This window comes from Kothea flammea (assembly GCF_052161645.1).
Classification (GTDB): domain Bacteria; phylum Planctomycetota; class Planctomycetia; order Pirellulales; family Pirellulaceae; genus Laterigemmans.
Genome location: NZ_CP197414.1, coordinates 6,359,988 through 6,377,389, shown reverse-complemented (window position 1 = coordinate 6,377,389; position 17,402 = coordinate 6,359,988). Strand labels below are relative to the sequence as shown.

Annotated in this window: 13 protein-coding genes; 7 read left to right on the top strand and 6 right to left on the bottom strand. The window is 53.3% G+C overall.

Annotation, left to right across the window (positions count from 1 at the left end; translation table 11 throughout):
- Positions 1 to 77 precede the first annotated feature (77 nt).
- The 4 genes from SH139x_RS23730 to SH139x_RS23715 form a co-directional block, all read right to left on the bottom strand.
- The gene (locus SH139x_RS23730) at positions 78 to 3,416 is read right to left on the bottom strand and encodes a caspase family protein (protein WP_488352239.1); all 3,339 of its coding nucleotides are present in this window, start codon (positions 3,414 to 3,416) and stop codon (positions 78 to 80) included.
- A gap of 158 nt (positions 3,417 to 3,574) precedes the next feature.
- On the bottom strand, positions 3,575 to 4,891 hold the full coding sequence (locus tag SH139x_RS23725; RefSeq protein WP_488352238.1) for a hypothetical protein: 1,317 nt from the start codon (positions 4,889 to 4,891) through the stop codon (positions 3,575 to 3,577).
- A gap of 50 nt (positions 4,892 to 4,941) precedes the next feature.
- Positions 4,942 to 6,672 carry a c-type cytochrome domain-containing protein gene (locus SH139x_RS23720; RefSeq protein ID WP_488352237.1) on the bottom strand — a complete coding sequence of 577 codons (1,731 nt, stop codon included), beginning with the start codon at positions 6,670 to 6,672 and terminating at the stop codon, positions 4,942 to 4,944.
- Positions 6,673 to 6,921: 249 nt separating this feature from the next.
- Positions 6,922 to 7,395, bottom strand: coding sequence for a hypothetical protein (locus tag SH139x_RS23715; protein ID WP_488352236.1), 474 nt, complete (start codon positions 7,393 to 7,395; stop codon positions 6,922 to 6,924).
- Between the two features lie 573 nt (positions 7,396 to 7,968).
- On the opposite strand from SH139x_RS23715, the gene SH139x_RS23710 reads away from it, so the two are divergent.
- Positions 7,969 to 9,399 (top strand): hypothetical protein, encoded by a 1,431-nt coding sequence (locus SH139x_RS23710; RefSeq protein WP_488352235.1) that lies wholly within the window; start codon positions 7,969 to 7,971, stop codon positions 9,397 to 9,399.
- Here SH139x_RS23710 and SH139x_RS23705 read toward each other — a convergent pair.
- Positions 9,396 to 10,514: a cysteine desulfurase family protein gene (locus SH139x_RS23705; protein ID WP_488356069.1), complete on the bottom strand. Its 1,119-nt coding sequence runs from the start codon at positions 10,512 to 10,514 to the stop codon at positions 9,396 to 9,398. The genes SH139x_RS23710 and SH139x_RS23705 overlap by 4 nt on opposite strands.
- Positions 10,515 to 10,943: 429 nt before the next feature.
- Between SH139x_RS23705 and SH139x_RS23700 the strand changes: the two genes are divergently transcribed.
- The 3 genes from SH139x_RS23700 to SH139x_RS23690 all read left to right on the top strand — a co-directional run bounded on the left by SH139x_RS23700 (position 10,944) and on the right by SH139x_RS23690 (position 13,774).
- Positions 10,944 to 11,429: a hypothetical protein gene (locus SH139x_RS23700; RefSeq protein WP_488352234.1), complete on the top strand. Its 486-nt coding sequence runs from the start codon at positions 10,944 to 10,946 to the stop codon at positions 11,427 to 11,429.
- A gap of 65 nt (positions 11,430 to 11,494) precedes the next feature.
- Complete coding sequence (locus tag SH139x_RS23695) at positions 11,495 to 12,460, top strand: DUF1559 family PulG-like putative transporter (RefSeq protein ID WP_488352233.1); 966 nt, start codon at positions 11,495 to 11,497, stop codon at positions 12,458 to 12,460.
- 126 nt (positions 12,461 to 12,586) lie between these two features.
- On the top strand, positions 12,587 to 13,774 hold the full coding sequence (locus SH139x_RS23690) for an esterase-like activity of phytase family protein (RefSeq protein WP_488352232.1): 1,188 nt from the start codon (positions 12,587 to 12,589) through the stop codon (positions 13,772 to 13,774).
- A 333-nt stretch (positions 13,775 to 14,107) separates the two neighbouring features.
- Here the strand turns inward: SH139x_RS23690 and SH139x_RS23685 are convergent, their stop codons facing one another.
- Complete coding sequence (locus SH139x_RS23685) at positions 14,108 to 15,331, bottom strand: glycosyltransferase (RefSeq protein ID WP_488352231.1); 1,224 nt, start codon at positions 15,329 to 15,331, stop codon at positions 14,108 to 14,110.
- Between the two features lie 538 nt (positions 15,332 to 15,869).
- Here SH139x_RS23685 and SH139x_RS23680 point away from each other — a divergent pair.
- From SH139x_RS23680 to SH139x_RS23670, 3 genes are all read left to right on the top strand, one after another.
- Positions 15,870 to 16,460, top strand: a complete 591-nt coding sequence (locus SH139x_RS23680) for a T6SS immunity protein Tdi1 domain-containing protein (protein WP_488352230.1) — start codon at positions 15,870 to 15,872, stop codon at positions 16,458 to 16,460.
- Positions 16,426 to 16,791 carry a hypothetical protein gene (locus SH139x_RS23675; protein ID WP_488352229.1) on the top strand — a complete coding sequence of 122 codons (366 nt, stop codon included), beginning with the start codon at positions 16,426 to 16,428 and terminating at the stop codon, positions 16,789 to 16,791. The genes SH139x_RS23680 and SH139x_RS23675 overlap by 35 nt, the downstream gene beginning before the upstream one ends.
- Positions 16,792 to 16,905: 114 nt before the next feature.
- Positions 16,906 to 17,328: a VOC family protein gene (locus SH139x_RS23670; RefSeq protein ID WP_488352228.1), complete on the top strand. Its 423-nt coding sequence runs from the start codon at positions 16,906 to 16,908 to the stop codon at positions 17,326 to 17,328.
- Positions 17,329 to 17,402 lie beyond the last annotated feature (74 nt).

Below are 17,402 nucleotides of genomic sequence, written 5' to 3'. Positions count from 1 at the left end.
GTTCTAAATGCTCGATTATTTAGAAAGTTCGAAATCCTCTCTCAATTTATTGGGAGAGGATTTTTTTGCTAACTTACTCAAGGAACTAAATTCACCATTGGCAGTTCAAAGGTTTCCAAAAGTCGCTGCGGAGCGACCACTGGCCGCTGTTTTCCCTGGGCGAGTTGTTCTGTCTGAGAAGCAACAAAGTGGATGAGCTCAGTAAAGTCAACGCGGTTGTCAACCGCATCCTCCTCTTTCCGGACTCTTCCCCGAGGAGATCTCACATATCCATCGGCACCGCCGGCGAGTGCTTGCAGCACGGTGAACGAAAATATGCCGTGCCGAAGGCGAGAAACTTCCAACGCGGGATCTGTTCCCGTCGCAGCCGAGATGACAATTCCTTGCGACCTAATCGGATCGCGAACAGCACTCTTCCGGTCTCGAATGACGGCATCAGAGGCTAGCTCCTGAGCGGCAACACCACTGTGGCAGGTGTCGATCATATAGACGACTTGGCAGTTCTCACTTCCCGCCTCACTCAGTAATGACCAAGGAATTCCAGTAGCTTTCACTGCCGCATCACTGCTATCCCGCGCGTGAACGGTGACGTAATGATACTCGCTGTCCACCGTCAGTCCGTGACCAGCCAAGTAGACCACTAAGACATTGCGATCGCCGGAATAATCGCGTTCGATTGCCTGCTGCAACGCGTCTATGCTCTTGCTCACCGACTCGCGTGTAATCTCCTGATCAACAAGCCGAATCCACTTACCTTGCTCATAGGCAGACTTCTTCTCGGTATGATAACGCGCTAGTCGGCTCCGCACTTCATCAATATCGTCGATCGGGAAATCCAGTGGCGGTAATTTGGTATCGGATTGGCTTGCTTCATCTCCATATTGCTTGCTACCCAACAACAAGAGATGTAATCGGTAACGCTGATCATTGAGCGGAACACCACGCAGAGTGACTTGAGCAGTATCGTAGAGCGCATTTAATGCTCCACCGCGTTCGGACACCATCACCTCAACTTGATTGAGTTCACTGGTAAGAGCACAGGGCCAACGAAATTCCCAGGACTCCAAACCTCCCTGCTGCTCTCCTTCAGGACTACCCAAGCGAAATCCGTTGATCGACGCGACGACGGTGTAGTCTCCACGATTCCTCTCTGGAAAAGTAACCTGCGCGACCAAAGTGGTCCGTCCGTTAGCGGGCACAGGCTGGGTCGTAAGCGGCGAGACAATTTTCACCTCCGGTACCTGCTGACCGATGCGCCCTAGCGATTTCCCCTGCTCATTCCGTCCAGCCAAAACGCGATCAATCGTTTGCCCAGAAAGCAAACCACGAATAATATCGGGCCGCTCAAACTCTTTTTGCAACTGACTGGCCCGCAACACGCGGGGAGTTTGGTCTGGCCCGAGGTTAAACAGCCAACCAAAAAGGTTGCCGCCTTCAGCAGGAGACGAGTCGAAATACCCGCGTGGATGCCAAATAGCCCATTCATCGCGTCGGTCCCGATATACCGTCACGATTGGCTCCCACCCAGGACGGACTACCTTCATTCCATCTGCAAATTGCAGGAAAACCTCCTGGAAAGGATTGATATCCTCTAGGGCTGCATGCATCGCGGCAACCGTAGCATCCTCACCTCGCAGGTAGTAGATCTTTCCAGTCTGGGTCCGTGATTCCCCGTAGATTTCTATAACTCTATCACCATCACGGTAACCTTTAGCGTAAGCGATTCCCGCCGGGTCGACGCGTCGGATTATTAAGCCGGCTTGCTCCCGTTGGAAACTCGCTCCCCAAATACTCTGGGACGAGAACGCTGGGTCCCGAGCAAAAATACCCCGCAAATCCCACATCTTCAGCGTTCCATCATAGGAGCCGGAGACCAGCATTTTCTGGTCAGGCGAGACGGCCAAAGAAGCCACCGTATCATTGTGATCATAAAACCAGCGCAGAAGCCTTGGGGCCGAGCCATCAGATGGAAGTGAATAAATATAGATACCATTTACCAGATCGGCACCCACCGCGACCGCACTGGGCCTCGCACCGGTCCCGATAAAAGCAAATTCGACCACCTTCCCCTGTAGTCTCTGGTCTACGGATATTTGCCACTCTTTTCCCGTATCACTAACGACGCCAACTTTTGAATTACCCGGTAGGCGTACGTCCCAATCTGCCCACCTTGCATCGACACTATGCGGAAGCGCTTCATCTTCAATTGTCGCAACACGCCCACTTGCAAATGAAACGGAGTGCGAAAAAGAAGATGGTTGATCTCCAAACAATACCGACTTACCATCAGGCGAAAACCCAACGGCAACTACGGGTTTACTCAATCCCGCCGCGTAGTTTGGCGTTAAGGCTTGCAAAGGCCTGGTTAAATATACGCCTTTGGCATCTTGCATTCTAAACAAACGAACCTCGCGTCGTTCGTCATTATGCGTGGCGAGGAGACTGCCGTCTGGACTGATCGCAATCGAGCGAATTGCTGACAGCCGTTGAGGAAACTCCCGCCGGTCGATTTCACGTTGTTGAATGGTGTCAATTAATTGAATGCAACTGTTAACACTTGTAACATTCTTTCCCGTAGTCACTTGCTGATTACTTGCAACCGCAGCAAGCCCATTGGGACCGAACGCAATCGCGTTAATTTCGGGGAACTGAGTTTGGAATTTCCAAGACTTGAATTCCTTGTTCAACCCTTTAAAGACCAGTTTTCCCGCCAAATCTCCCACCGCCCAGAAACCCTGGCCCGAGTTGGAGAGCGCAGAGAGAGAGGTAAACCGATCACGATGATAACCGACCTTTTTCCCAGTCAGGTCGAATTCAGCAAGTTGAACGGAACCAGTCGAATTACGCGACTCTGTCACATACCTGGTTTCCGAAATGAACTGCACTAGGGGAAACTCCAGTTTGTAACTCGCGGGACCACTTACTTCCTTACCAGACCAAATGCCTCCTGTGCCCCGGGTCCAGAGAAAAATTCGACCGCTTGCGTCAATACTCAGCACCTTGTTTCCACTCGGCGAGTAACTAATCGCATTGACGACTTCGGTATGACCGTTCGCACGCTTATTCAGCTCCCTTGCCGGTTTGCTAGGTAGGCTCGCGACGACTTCCTCATTGTTTAAATTAAAGACTGCAAGGTCACCGGTGATTTGCTCTGCGCACATCCCCCCAATTATCATTTCCTCGCGTTCAGGATGCATGGCCAAATCAAATACTTGGCCTCTGTTCCCTCGCACCAGCTGCCAGCGAAGCGCCGAGGCGTAAACGAGTCGAGCCGGCCCGTTTTCCTCTCTCGCAATTCCTCCCGCGACATTCCATTGATGAACCGTCTTGTCACGGCCAGCGACATAGAGACGCTTGGAGTCATTAGAGAACCGCATCTTCAACACTTGGCCGTTCGGCCCCTCAGTGTTGAGCACAAGAATCGGCTTTCCAGGCGGGTCGGCGGCGTGACCGAGGGGAACTAGGGTTCCCCAAGAGCCGAGAAGAAGTATAGCCACACGCCCAGCAACCAAATTTCTCACGATTACCTATCCCGTTGACACGATCAGTGATCTCGCAATGCCCTAGCTCTTGACTATTTGACTGGAAGATCTGGTGGGAATGAGTACCGCACGGTGAGCGAAGCAAGCATTGCAGTCCCGAAAAACCGAGGTTCTAACTTTACCGTTTTCGTTAGAGGCGGCCCGAGTACCGTCCGCAACTCGACACCACGGCTAGCAATTTGCTCAATCAGCGGTTTCTGTTCACTTGGTTTCCAAGCAAGAAAGAACTGCGCGTTTATCATTCCCAGGGCCACTTGCTCGCCTTGCGTTCTTTCGCCAAGAACAGCTGGCGGCAGTCCATCTAAAACGGTGTCTTTGGTCGCCAGTTGAAATTTTCTGATGTTTCCTTTTCCGTTCGGTCTCTTATACCAGCCAAGAATGTTCCCCGCGCTTTTCGCGGGCACCAACCACATTCCCAGCTTTTTCCTCTCCAAGTCTTCACTGAACTGAAACACGTTGATGCCGTCAATTGACAGTTTTACCCCAACATCATTGGCAGAGTCATTGTAAACGCGCACCATATACATGTCGCCAACGTTGAGATCAGCCATCTCGGCCAAACCTCGCTCAAGCTTAATTGGCCAAGGAATAAAATCGCCAACCCCTTGTTTTTGGACCAAAACCTCCAGACGGAATTTACTGTTCGGCCCAGCAGAGAGCTGCGTGTTTCCGCTTCCATTACCACTAACTACCGACTTTGGATTGACGATACTGTTTTCCAGTTCCGCTGCCACGTTGGGAACATTCGCATTTGTGCTTTCCGGCGAATCAGTATCGGAAACAAACGTCTTAGCCTCCTCCTCTAAGGTTTCGCTAAGATCTACATTAATTCCCAATATACTAGCGATGTCGCCCCTGTCGGTGAAGTTCGATGTCTCGATATTCTTTGGCAAGCTGATTTTTACTTGACCTAAGCGATCTACAATGTCAGCGCTAATGAAGCAGCGAAACAATTTACCGTCTCTTTGCGCGGAGATAGACCCTTGGAGGATCCAAGACGCACCGCTATCAACAATAGCCACCCCTTCGGCTTTGAAAGCGTCAGAAAATGCTTTCTTGATCCCTCGTGATGCACTACTCGCATCGTTAGGAACGATGAAATCCTTTATACCTATCTCCATCGGAGGGTTTTGCTTTAAATATGCACTACCCTTCTTGGCAATGTCATTGACGACGCGTTGAAAGCTACCCGCCACCGAGTTGGCCTGAACATTTTGAGCGGTGGACTCGTCAGCCGAGGCTATGATAACGCTCACAATTAACAACAAAAATGACAGTCTGAATTTCATGAATCGTGTCATTACCACGCTCTTATTTCTTGGGACATAAAATGATTTTGTATTAAGCATAGCCGTCTTTATTCGATGACCACTGCCACTCAGAAAGTGGGGGCCGCTGTTTAGAAAACGACGGCAGACCCGAGTTTTAGTTTTTCCGCCGTGTCTTGCAGCACTGACGTCGCGCCATCTTGGGATTCCCAATAACTGCGCTTCACCGTTCCACCTTTGGAACCAATCGGCCCAAGCCCCAAAGTGACTTCTCGCTTGATCAAGGACTGAACGTCAGCAGTGTTCTCTAAGCCAAGCTCACAAGCAATTGCCTCCAGATCCAAACTCTTGGCATAAAGCAAGGCGACGCGACTGACCGGCTCCTCGAGTTTTTCCAGATTGGGGTCCGATTCCAGGTCGACAAAACTACCAATCGTCTGACGTAATTTCGCAATATAACGTTGACTCGAATCGGCAACGGCTTCATTTATCTCGCTTTGAGGCGGGTACAGCTCTCGCACCTTTCGCATCGCGTTTGGCTGCACGAGAGTCGCTCCATTCCGCACGAAATCTTCCAAAGGCAGAATTCCGCGTCGGTGGCAACTCATGCAGGAAAGACCATTCACGATCAACGGGCTACCGGAGACGTTTAACGCGTCCCATACAATCTCGATTGGCCCTGCGTCGATCCGTTCCCCCTCACCGTCAATCAGCATGTAGCCGTGCAATCCATTGGGTAGTTCATATATGATTTCACCCCCAGCATGCTCAAAAGCGAAAGAGTTAAACGTATTGCCCTCAAACTCTGGGCCCAACGGAAATAAGGCCAAGTTGCTGCGCCCCGACTTACCCAGAAAGTCATAACTGAGCCAAAAACGTCCCGAGGATGAATCCAAGTACTCAATCATGCGGTTTTGGCCGGAAACTCCACTTTCAAACAGGCCGACCCGACGCGACGAACTCTGCTGAAAATTACCCTCAATGTCAACGGAAAGCCTTTCAACTAAGTCATCCAGCTGTTCTGGAATTTTCGCCAACTCATGATATAGCGGCGGGCGAGTCGCGGTGGCCACAAACCAGTCAGCACGCAGGTACGGCAACCGTACACCAGAAAAATCACCGTAAATCCGCAGTATTTTTGTGAATAATTCGTCGTTCTTGACATTGCTTAATGGCTTTAAGCCGTAGGGATACAATTCTTGAATCGCCTGCCACTGAGAACTTCCTGTCCAGCCATAATCGCGCAGGTCGATGCGAAAGATCGTTGATTCATCGTTAATCGCAACCGGCAATGTAATCTTGGGACGGTCGCTCATGCTGTTGAGTGCTTTGGAAAGTGCAGCGCGATAGATTCGCAGATCCCGGTCCGGCACTGAGCCGTTGTTGTGCAGGTGTGTGATCGAAAAATATCGCTGGAATTGCTGCTCATTCAGTGGGCGGTCGCTAAGATCGCGTTCAATCAATCGCAGGACGTCTGTCTCGCTGATGAATTCGCGATCTGTTTGCGTCGTCCAGACGGCACCGGCAAGTATCCATTCCTTAATCTTCTCCTGTTCCTCGGCGGGCAGCGGCTGCTTTGGAGGCATCTGCTCGTCAACGATAACCTGCCATAGCTTTGACTCCTCAAGGTTGCCTGGCGTAACGTAAGGGGTTTTGTCTTCATCGCCACGATCGCCGATCAAGATGGAATGCTCAAGCACGTTCAACTTCTCATGCTTGAGCTCCACACCATGGCAGCTATGACAGCGATTCGAAAGAATCCCGAACACTTCATCGCTCAATCCATCAGCATGCACGGATGCTGAAACTAACCCTAGGCTGAACGCAAATATCTGGCAGAATCTCTGGAAAGACTTTTTCATAGTATGTGTTTCATTGCGAAAGGACGTTCTTTGCTTCTACTACTCTTGGCTCTACGGGAGTCGATTTTCGCGATTGGAAAGACCAGGCTTGCAGTCTATTTCGAAAGGCGAAACGCGACTCATTTCCCGCGAGTTGCGTGTAGGCAATAAAAGCCATACCTTCGACCGGGTTTTTTAAGTCAGACTTAGAAAACCCGGGTCAAAGAGCATGGCTAGAAGATAGCTGCTTCGACGAATCGCTCGCCAAACTTACGGCAACTTAGAGGTGTCTTTGTCGGCGACTTCGGGCAGAGTGTTGGGGTCGATCGGCGTGATGCGCTCGCCATCTTTCGACTCAGGAACCACTGGCATTTTGCCCGGCTCGGGGAATGCCTTTTCAGGAATGTCCTCCAACTTTTCCTTGCGGTCCTCTTCTTTCAGCATGGAGTAGCCCTTCTCCTTCATGTCGTAACGACCCCAGTAAACTCGCTTGACCGGGTTGTAGTAATACACGTAGCGAGGCTGGCTTGGATAATAGACGCAGTAGTGATAGTTGTAGGTCGTGTAGGTCACCGCCGGCTTGTAGTGGTAAGTCGTATAGTAGTAGCTGCGACTTGGATAATAGCTCCAAGACGAATAGTACTGGCGGCCGTAGCCAGCTTCAGCTTCTTGAGGAGCCGACATCAGGGCGAAAGCCCCCAACACGGCCGACAAGCACACGGTGCGACGAATCAAATTGGTCATTACTTTTACTCCACTTTCCAAAAAATGTGAGACAGATTTTAGTCCTGCTGGATTTCATTTCGCCCAGCGAAACACGCCCTGCTGATTTTCAAACCAGCGATTTGTGACGCATGTTTTGTGACGTCCGACAAAGGTAACGCTAAGACATGGTCATTTCTTCCTCAGAACGACAAAAGTTTTTTGAAATTCCTCAACTTACTCGCTTGGGACTCGAAAAAACCGACTGCCACTGTTTAAAGCGAAACAACGCTGCGAGTGTTTCATGGTTTTTTCGCGTTGTCTTTGGCACAGCCCTCTGGCAAAGCCGTTTCATGGCTGCCAACGCCACCGCAGCCTGATCACAGCCACAGCGGAGTTCCGGCCGAATTGCCATTCCTTCACCCGGGTGACTATCTGTCGCTGCTCTAGACAGAGTATACAGCCTAGTTTGCCCTCCGCAGCTAGAATTTAAGCTCAGCCACCGCGCAGGTCCAGGAAATAACCGATAGAACCACTCCGCCGGGGACGCCAGTCCACCCCCGGCAACCGCCGGTTTTGCGACCAGCAATTCGCCACTCGCCTGAAGCTCACCGCATGTCAAAATCACGAAAACAAACAGCTACCGGTAACCCGGCTAAAACGATTTGGATCTTGTTGACCATCTTCGTGCTACTCCCGGGCCTACTGTGCACCGGCATCGTCACTTGGCGAATCGGACGCAACGGGGTCGCTCAAGGAAAGCTCGACGAACAAATCGAACAGCTCCAGCTCGCCGGCCTGCCAGTCGACGATGCTTCGATGCAGGTCTACTACGAACGCTTGACCGAAGACAGCAATTCGGAAATCTGGATCGAGATTGTCGAGACACTGTCGAGCGACGCAGTCACGCAACAAATGCAAAACCTCCCGATCGTGGGCTCGGGGCCAGACATTCCGCCGCTCGATGAGCCTTGGAACGAACAGCAGGCCGTCACGGCGTTGCTCGCCCGCTTGCAACCCACGATCGAACAATTACACGGGGTCGCCGCCCTCGATCATGCAGTCCGCTTCCCCCGCAAGTTTGAATCATTCGACACGCTGCTGCCAAATGTGCAAATGATGCGACAACTGGGGCGAGTGTTGTCTCTCGAACACGCAGTGGCGATCCGTGAAGGGGATGCGGAGCGAGAATTTCGCGCGATCAACTCGGGTCTTGGCACTTCGATCGCCCTGCGTGGTGATCCGCTGCTGGTTTCCAAATTAGTCAGCGTCGCTCTGCATGGGATCGCTATGGCAAATTTGCAAACGTCGATCCGACAGGGCAACCTAGCGGCAGACCATTTACGGCAACTGCGCGAGCGGCTGCAGCAATTTGAGGACTTCAAAACCCAGTTCGATCAGGCCCTCAATGGCGAGCGGGCGATGGGGCTGGCAATTTTTGCCGACCCCAACCGACTAGCGCAACTTGAGCAACAAACCCCATTCATCTTGTCATTCTTGGCATCACCGCAAATTGACGCCCTGCATTACGTGATGTTGCTCCAGCAAGCACAGACCTTCCGTGACGATAGTCTAGAAACCTTCGCGGCTGACGCTGAGGAGTGGGACAGGACCGTCAACGAGCGGCTCCAAGCTTCTGGAGTCGGGGCAATCTTCGACCAACGCATGACCGGCATGATGCTACCGGGACTCGAGGCAACCGCCCAAGCCATTATTCGCCAGGCCATGCTCAACCGGCTGGGGACCGTCGCAATCGCAATTCGTCAATATGAATTGCAAACCGGTGAACTGCCAACCGACCTTGCGGCGCTGACACAAGTCGGCTTGCAGCTCGACCAGGTAAAGCCGATTCATGGAGATCAATTTGGTTACCGAATCGAGCGGGACAACGCAGTCTTGTGGGGCTATGCTCCGCGCAGCGGATCATCACAAACGGCCACAACAGGTGTTCCCGCTGAACCACCACCGATAGCTGCGGACGGGACAACCGACGAAGGACAATTAGCGTTGAACCGCATCTGGGTATGGGAGATCAAACCCCGCTAGCCGATTTCACAGGCCTCGGCCAAAGCATCAGCGGCTCGATCGAGCTGCTCCTCACTGGTCGTCAGCCCCAAGCTGATTCGGCAGCAATGCCGCATCGCTTGGGGAGTTAAGCCCATCGAGAGTAGCGCGCGGCTCATTTCGTCGGCGGGCATGGTTCCGCTGGCGACCGCCGCGATGATTTGGCGAGCCGAACGGGCGACTCGCATCGCCTCGCGGGGCAATTGCAACAGCAGCGTATTGGAGAGCCGCTCGACGTTGCCACCGAGCACGCAGACTGGTCCGTCAACCTGTCCACTCAATCGCTCGACAAATCGCTCGCGGAGAGCCTCAAATCGTGGCACGGCATCCTTGGCCGCCCGCTCGGCCAACCGCGCAGCAGCACCTAAGCCAATCCAGCCGCTGACGTTCTCTGCGCCCGGCCGCAAACCCATTTCACGAATCTCGCCCGAGAGCAAGGGAGCCAGCTCCAAACCACGACGAATGTAGAGCGCGCCGACACCTTTGGGCGCGTACATCTTATGCCCGCTGATCGACGCCGTATCGGCCCGTAGGTCTGAAATCGTTAAGGTCGATTTACCGAATATCTGCACGGCATCACAATGCAATAACACGCCGCGTGAGTGACAGATATCGGCCACTTCGCGAACCGGTTGCATAGCGCCCGAAATCGAATTCGCCGCCTGCAAACAGACTAATTTGGTATCTTTCCTCAGCAACCGCTCGACTTCCTCGACGACAATCCGGCCACTGCTGTCAGGCGGTACAAAATCGACTTGCCATCCCCGACTGCGAAGCGAATCAACAGTCAACCAGACGCTATCGTGCTCACATTGGGCTGCAATTAAGTGCCCGCGCTCAAAACGCTGCACAACCCCCATGATTGCCAGATTATTGGACTCGGTTGCCCCGCCCGTGAAGACAATCTCAAACGCCTCGCACCCCACCATGCGGGCGACCGCTTCGCGAGCCTGATCGAGCGCATCGGCAACCGCTTGGCAACCACGGTGCCCCTGGCCAGGCAGCATGAAATGCTCTGTCCAGAATGGCTCCATCGCCTCCCGCACGCTGGGCGCTAGAGGCGTTGTACTGTTGAAATCAAGATAAACCGGTTGCACAACGCCCGCCAAAAAGCAGCTGAAAGCAAGAGACCACGACTGGCAACGGGCTCGCACGCCCGCACCACCACCCCATCGAAGCAGCAATTTTGGCAATGTCTATCTTTCTGGACACCGACCACCGGGAGTCTGAGCAGAGTGCCAGCCAGTTATGACAATTGAGGCGATTGCAACAGCCGCGGATGCCACAAAAAAGCCTGGTTCAAGAGCAAAATTGGTGGAAGAAGAGCCGGTCATCGGGCGTTCCGGGGAATTCGCTAAGATTCTTCATAATCGCCTCGCCGAATCTTAACATGAGCTTAACCTTCTATCCCGGCCGATTCAGTACCCTCTTCTTCAGTTTGAAACGCAGCTCCGATCGGGTGAGTTTCTTAGTTTGCCTGTCAGCGAATCGTCTTCTCCAAATCGTCCAGAGTTACATAGTCGAGTATGAACGCGTCAAAAGTTATCGCCGGAAGCGTCTCTCTTTCCCAAATCTCCTGCATCGCGTTGTTGTTTTGCTGCACTGCCCTGACGGCGGGCTGTGGTGGTGGGACCCCGACGCCAGCGTGGCAACTCCCAGTTGAGCCCGCAGAGGGTGATTTAACGGTGAAAGGTGCGGCTGCGGAAGATGTCTTCATCACATTTCATCCGCTAACAAAGCCCAGCGGCACCGCGAACCCGATCTTGCCTAGGGCGCAGACTGACGGCGCTGGGCATTTTCAAGTGACGACATACACAACTGGTGATGGTGCGGCGGTGGGCAAGTATCGCCTTTCGTTTTCTTGGCAGGGGCCCATTGGAGAGATGAGCCAAGATGAGCACGAGGAGATGCCTGAGCGGCTCAACCGAAAATACCTCAAACCGGAGACTTCGGGTTATGAAGTCACCATTACCGAAGGCCCAAATCAGTTACCGGCGATTGACTTAAAATAGCCTTTGCAGGCTGTTCTTTATAAATAAATCTCTCACTATTTGTTAACTTTCAGGAGGAATCTCTTATGAACCCACGTCGTTCAGGTTTCACGCTCGTCGAACTATTGGTGGTGATCGCCATCATTGGGATCTTAGTTGGCTTGTTATTGCCAGCGGTCCAATCAGCACGCGAAGCCGCCCGTAGAATGCAATGCTTGAATAACCTCAAGCAGCTTGGTTTGGCGCTGCACAATTACGAAAGCGCCTTCAAGCACTTTCCACCCAGTCGTCTCGGGGCAGAGTTGCCAATTGAAGGTGGCGTTGGCGAGAGCACTTATCAATCATGGACCACACTAATTCTGCCCTTCGCCGAGCAGTCCAATTTGCAGAATCTCATGGACTTTAACTTCGCCTGGTCAGCGATGCGAAATCGTCCCGCCGTCGGCACGCAACTTCCTTTGTTCCTTTGCCCATCAGCCCCCGGCAGTGACCGCGTGGACTCCTACTGGTGCGCTGGCGCCGCGGCCGGCGATTATGGCTCCATCAACGAAGTCAAGAAGAAAGTTTACACGACCGTTTTGGGCATCCCCGCCCCGGGTGAAGGTGCCCGCGCCGGAGCCCTTTCGAAAGATCGCAACAATGCGATCCGCGACATCCGCGACGGAACTTCCAACACACTGATGATCGCGGAAGCAGCCGGTCAACCAACAGCTTGGACCAGTCGCGGACCCATGACGCCCGAAATGTTTGCTAACTATACCGATGATAAGGTTGTCTTGTTCAACGGCGAATTCGTAGCGGCTGACGGCACCGGCTGGGCCGATCCTGACTGTGGTTTCAGCATCAATGGAGCCACCGTCGATGGCCTCACCAAGTATGGCCCTTATATGATCAACGCGATTAACGTTAGCGAAGTTTTCTCGTTCCACACCGGTGGTGCCAATTTTGCTTTGGCAGATGGTTCGGTGCGTTTTGTTGGCCAAACGATCGACACGCGAGTCTTCGTCGGTGCGGTCACACGTGCTGGTGGCGAAGTTCCCACCCCGCTTTAAGCCGCAAGCCGCAAAGCCGCGGCTACACATTTCCATCAGCGAGTGGTGTTGCCGCCGCTCGACTCGATTCGCCAGGGCGATCATTCATTTGATCGCCCTTTTTCCTTGCTATACAAGCTTTTCAACATGATGCTCCGTACCCTGCAATTATTGTCCGCGTTAACTCTGCTGATGGTGTACTGCGTTTTGCCGAAATCCGGCGCCGCATCCGAACCGCGTCTGCTGGGCAGCCTGACCATTCCCGGCGACGCCCAGGATCTCTCTGGCCTGTCGGGCGAATTTCCCGGCGGTGAAACTCGAAATCAATTGGGCGGTTTTTCCGCAATCACTTACACTGGCTCGAACGACGAGTACTTGATCATTCCGGACCGGGGACCAGACAGCACTGCGGAGCCTTACTACTGCCGCCTGCACCGCCTGCGAATCACGCCCCCCGGAGACCGTGGCGAGTTGGCCAACTTTCAATTGCTGGAGACAACCTTCCTTAGCGAGCAACGGCGACGATTCGTCGGTGACCCGGCAGCTTTTCAAGCGAATGGGCGGTTTGCTCAGCGACTTGACCCCGAGGGTATTGTTTTTCGATCCGCATCCGAAATTGTCATTAGCGATGAATTTGGTCCCCAGCTATTACTGTTCTCTCCTGACGGCGAATTGCAACGCCGCTACCCTGTTCCAGAGCACTTTCAAGTTGAAACCGCTGGCCTGACGAAAAAATCCGAGAACCAATTGAATTCACGAGGCAGGCAAGGCAATCGGGGCTTTGAAGGAGTGACGGTCACAGCCGATGGGAACAATATCTTTACCATTTTGCAGGGGCCGTGCTTGCAAGACCATGCGTTTGATAATGAGAATAAATCTTATGGTTTGTTTTGCAGAATCTTACAATTAGACCTCACCACGGGGCGGCAACGGGAGTATGCCTATCAGCTGGAATCGGCTAAGCATGGTGTCAGTGAGATATTGATGCTCGACGAGCATCGGCTGCTCGTATTAGAGCGTGATGGTAAACCGGGTTCCGCTTCGAAATGCAAAGCGGTGTATTGCATCGATTTATCGCAGGCAACCGACATCAGTCAGCTTGCCAGGCTACCCGCGACGAAGCTACCGGCGGATGTGCGAGCGGTGGACAAATCATCGTTCCTTGATTTTCGTGACGCAAAATATGGTTTGCGTAACTCGCTGCCCGCCAAGCTGGAAGGTCTAACTTGGGGCCCTAAGTTGGCATCGGGCGAGCGGCTTTTGCTTGTCTGTTCGGACAACGACTTCGAACCTGAGCAAGCCAGTCGTGTCTATTTCTTTGCCATCCCCAACTAGGTGATTGGGAGTGGAAATCTCGGAGACGGCTTGTCGGGCTGCCCTGGTTTTACTAGCTTGTAGTGAGGCTTGGTTCACGGACGGACCTCCTGCAGCGACTTTTCGCTTGATCGTAACTCCTTACAATTAAGTAAGTTGCGCCCATAGCTCAGCTGGATAGAGCAACGGACTTCTAATGGCGCCCAGCAACTTTGTGAGATTCGCAAACAGCGTAAAACACGGAGTTTTTCCGTTTTCTGCCGCGAGCTATTTGGACTGTTTAGCCTAATTTGCGCGGCATCGGGCGTCAGTGACGCCAGCTCTAATTTAGCCGGATGACACCCGTTTGCAAGCTCATACCCTGCTCGCTATATGATCGATTAGGCTTTGCCATTGAGCCGCGCAGTGGTCGATGCTGTGCGTACTCCCAAGCATCGCTTGCGCAACGACTACTCGCTGCTGCTGATCCGCGGTCGTGGCAAAGTCGCTGGCGATAGCTACCGCCCAGTCGTTAACTGTGGCATCGCGATCGATGATGGCCGCAAGGTTCGGTGACGACTCAAGCAGGCCGACTTTCGTGGATAATACCGGCACACTAGCCAGCATCGCCTCTGAGACCGATAGTCCATAACCTTCGTACTCGCTGTTTGCTAAGTAACCATCGGCCGCGGCCAGTAAGTCGCCAGGTCGCGAGACGGGGACGATGATCTTAACACGATCGGTTTGAAGTGCGTGCAATTGCTTTGCGTGCTGCGATTCACTTTCCGATGCAGAGCCGGCAATCCTTAGTTGCCACCCTGGGCCAAGATGCTCAACGGCTTGCATTAGCGTGCCAATCCGCTTTTCGCGCGACATCCGCGATGCAACAACGAGCAGTATGTCGTCGCGTGAGACCCCCATGTTCGCTCGCGTGCGATCGCGTCCGCGGGTCGGCCGGACTCTCGCGGGATCGGGTCCGTTGGGAATCCAGGTTGATCGATCGGCCAATGACTCGGGAATACTCTCGCGGGCCGAGGACACAGGTAAACGCACCAATCCGTAGCCGGCGCGAATGTGAGTTTGGACCAGATGGGTCGCTTCATGAGCCGAGCGACCGGGACGAAAACCAAAGCTTGATTCTGAAAAGTCAGGATCAAAGATTGGTGTCAGGATTTGTAGAACGGCTTGTTCGATCAAGCGGTCGATCACGTTTGCAATACCGAGATGACGCTCGCTGCCGTCTGGCTTGGGAATGCTCTTGCGCCGAGCGGGGCTCGGACGGTAAGTGCCTTCCAACAGTTGTTGTCGAAGCGTAGACCAGACATCACGGAAGGTTTCCTGAAATTCGTCGATCGTGATTCCGTCAGGACCAGGAGCCCCACGGTTGGAGCGGACTTTCTTCCAGGCTGCTTCCATGTTGATCTCGTCGACAATCTGTTCCATCAGGTGCTCTGCAACGGGGTCCAAGGCTGGCTTCTTGGCAGACGCCGGATCAAGTACTTCTGTCTCAAGTCCCGAAGAGCGCGGGCCGATCTCCTCCACTCCTTTATGGTAGCCAGAGGGCGCGTCGATGCGATTCGGATGATCTGAGTTTGCCAATGGTTCTTCCTTGTCAAGAAAAGTTCGGCCCTTCGCGGCTTCACTGGGTTGTGAAGGCCCACTACTATGGCCTCTTCTGCTCCCTGCTCGCACGAGTCAAGTCATCTTGGTCGCCCTGCCTTTCAGGCAAGCCTTACTCACAGGTACGCTCGCAGATCTCCCCGAATAATGGGCTCGTCAGGAGCAATGACAATTCATCGCCTTGAGGAGACACGTGTACTTTCACTGCGCAAGTGCGTTGTCTACCAATCGTGCTGTCGGAAAACGGTTTCGTGGTCCTCGGGCCACTCACCTCAGCGGGCCGATCGGCCTCTACAACGTTTCTGTCCGTCACCTCGCAGTTTGGGCGTGAACGCATCCGGGTGGCGGTCTTCAAACCCGGCGTTTACGCATAAGCAGTTGCCCTCGCCTCGAACTTTTACTCCTAAATCTGCATTTGGTATACTGCCTTAATAAAAGAGTTCCTAAATTGTTCAGGGGACTGGCTGGCTCGTCGCCAGCGGCACCCCATAAGTACACGCCCATGTCGGGCGTACCGATGAACGCGAGTCGCCGAGTTGTGGTTTTTGAAGTCGTTGATCGTTCGCGTCGACCACGTGATCGTTACCGTTATTTGGCAAGAGCAGAGTTCCCCTTTCCATCCGAGGTATCCATGCCGATCACGATGAACGATTTGACCATCAGCGTTAAAGGCGTTGATATGGAAACGCTACTATCGGAATGGACATGGGCGATGCCTGAACCACTGCGCCCCGTCCTGCTAACCGTAATGGGTGACACGTTTGCTCAAGGCGAGTCCGGAGCGGTGTACTTCGTCGACATGGTTGAAGGGACTATCCGTTGTGTGGCAGACAATGGTGAATCGTTCCGGTCGCTGCTGCGAGACAATCAGTTTGTCACCGATCACATGTTTCCGTCGCGGATCGTACAATTTCGCAATGCAGGAATGACATTGCAACCAAAGCAAGTCTACAGTCACAAACAGTTGCTTGTCCTCGGCGGAGCCGACGACATCGGTAATGTCGATGCGACCGACGTTAGCGTCCACATCAGTGTTCACGGTCAAGTGCACCGGCAGGTCGAAGATCTCCCAGATGGCGCGCCAATTTCCGAAATCAAGATCAACTGATTTGGCTGATATATCCGTGCCACAGATGCCACTCTGGACGCTAATACTTCTTATCGCGTTGGCATGGCTCTCGTACCCGATTGTTGGTACGATCGGTCTTGCGGCAGCAATCGCCGAAGGAACTCGACCAAAAGATGCTGGATTCAGCTTCATGCCTGAATTGATCGTCTTCCCGCCGTTGTTTCTTGGTGTTGCAGTCCTGATTGACTACTTTGCTATGCCTTGGGGCCGATGGATAGTTGCAGCCCTATCTATCGTCATGCTGATCTGTGGCTTTGTCGTTTCCCTCCGCAACCTGATAGTCATGCGAGGGATCAAACAAGCCAAATAACGATGCCGGGAACCGGAGCGGCGAAGTCCAGCGTTTTTGAAATGGAAAATCTCTCGTCGCCGCCCGGTTACGGCGGTCGTTCGTCGCGGATAACTGTGTACTTCATTGGCATGAATGATGTTTGGCGAGCCTATGGATAGCAACCCGCTGGCCTCTGCGCACCTTCGGGTGGCGCGACCTACAGATCGTTTGCAGGAAGTTCGAGAGTTTTACTGCCGGGCTCTCGGTTTTAAGGTTCTTGCGGAATTTAAGGATCATGATGGCTTCGACGGTGTGATGCTAGGACACGAACACGCGGGATACCATCTCGAGTTCACAACAAAGCACGACGAGAGAGCAGGATCTGCTCCTTCGCACGAACACCTGCTTGTCTTCTATTTGCCGGACGCGCTGCAGTGGCGTGCAGCAATTGCTCGCTTAGAATCATTTGGAGCGCCCGCCGTCTTGTCGTCCAATCCCTACTGGAACAAAGATGGCCGTACCTATGAGGACCCAGATGGGTATCGTGTCGTCATCCAAAATTCGGCTTGGCGTTGAGTATCCGCAACAGCTAGGCAATGACGCGACAGAACCAAGTGATGGACCGGAGTCGCCGAGCTCGTCCGCCATAT

Coding starts and splice junctions, on each gene's coding strand:
- SH139x_RS23725 (WP_488352238.1), bottom strand. CDS start 4,891: ATGCTTAATACAAAATCATTTTATGTCCCAAGAAATAAGAGCGTGGTA.
- SH139x_RS23720 (WP_488352237.1), bottom strand. CDS start 6,672: ATGAAAAAGTCTTTCCAGAGATTCTGCCAGATATTTGCGTTCAGCCTA.
- SH139x_RS23715 (WP_488352236.1), bottom strand. CDS start 7,395: ATGACCAATTTGATTCGTCGCACCGTGTGCTTGTCGGCCGTGTTGGGG.
- SH139x_RS23710 (WP_488352235.1), top strand. CDS start 7,969: ATGTCAAAATCACGAAAACAAACAGCTACCGGTAACCCGGCTAAAACG.
- SH139x_RS23700 (WP_488352234.1), top strand. CDS start 10,944: ATGAACGCGTCAAAAGTTATCGCCGGAAGCGTCTCTCTTTCCCAAATC.
- SH139x_RS23695 (WP_488352233.1), top strand. CDS start 11,495: ATGAACCCACGTCGTTCAGGTTTCACGCTCGTCGAACTATTGGTGGTG.
- SH139x_RS23690 (WP_488352232.1), top strand. CDS start 12,587: ATGATGCTCCGTACCCTGCAATTATTGTCCGCGTTAACTCTGCTGATG.
- SH139x_RS23680 (WP_488352230.1), top strand. CDS start 15,870: ATGAACGCGAGTCGCCGAGTTGTGGTTTTTGAAGTCGTTGATCGTTCG.
- SH139x_RS23675 (WP_488352229.1), top strand. CDS start 16,426: ATGGCGCGCCAATTTCCGAAATCAAGATCAACTGATTTGGCTGATATA.
- SH139x_RS23670 (WP_488352228.1), top strand. CDS start 16,906: ATGATGTTTGGCGAGCCTATGGATAGCAACCCGCTGGCCTCTGCGCAC.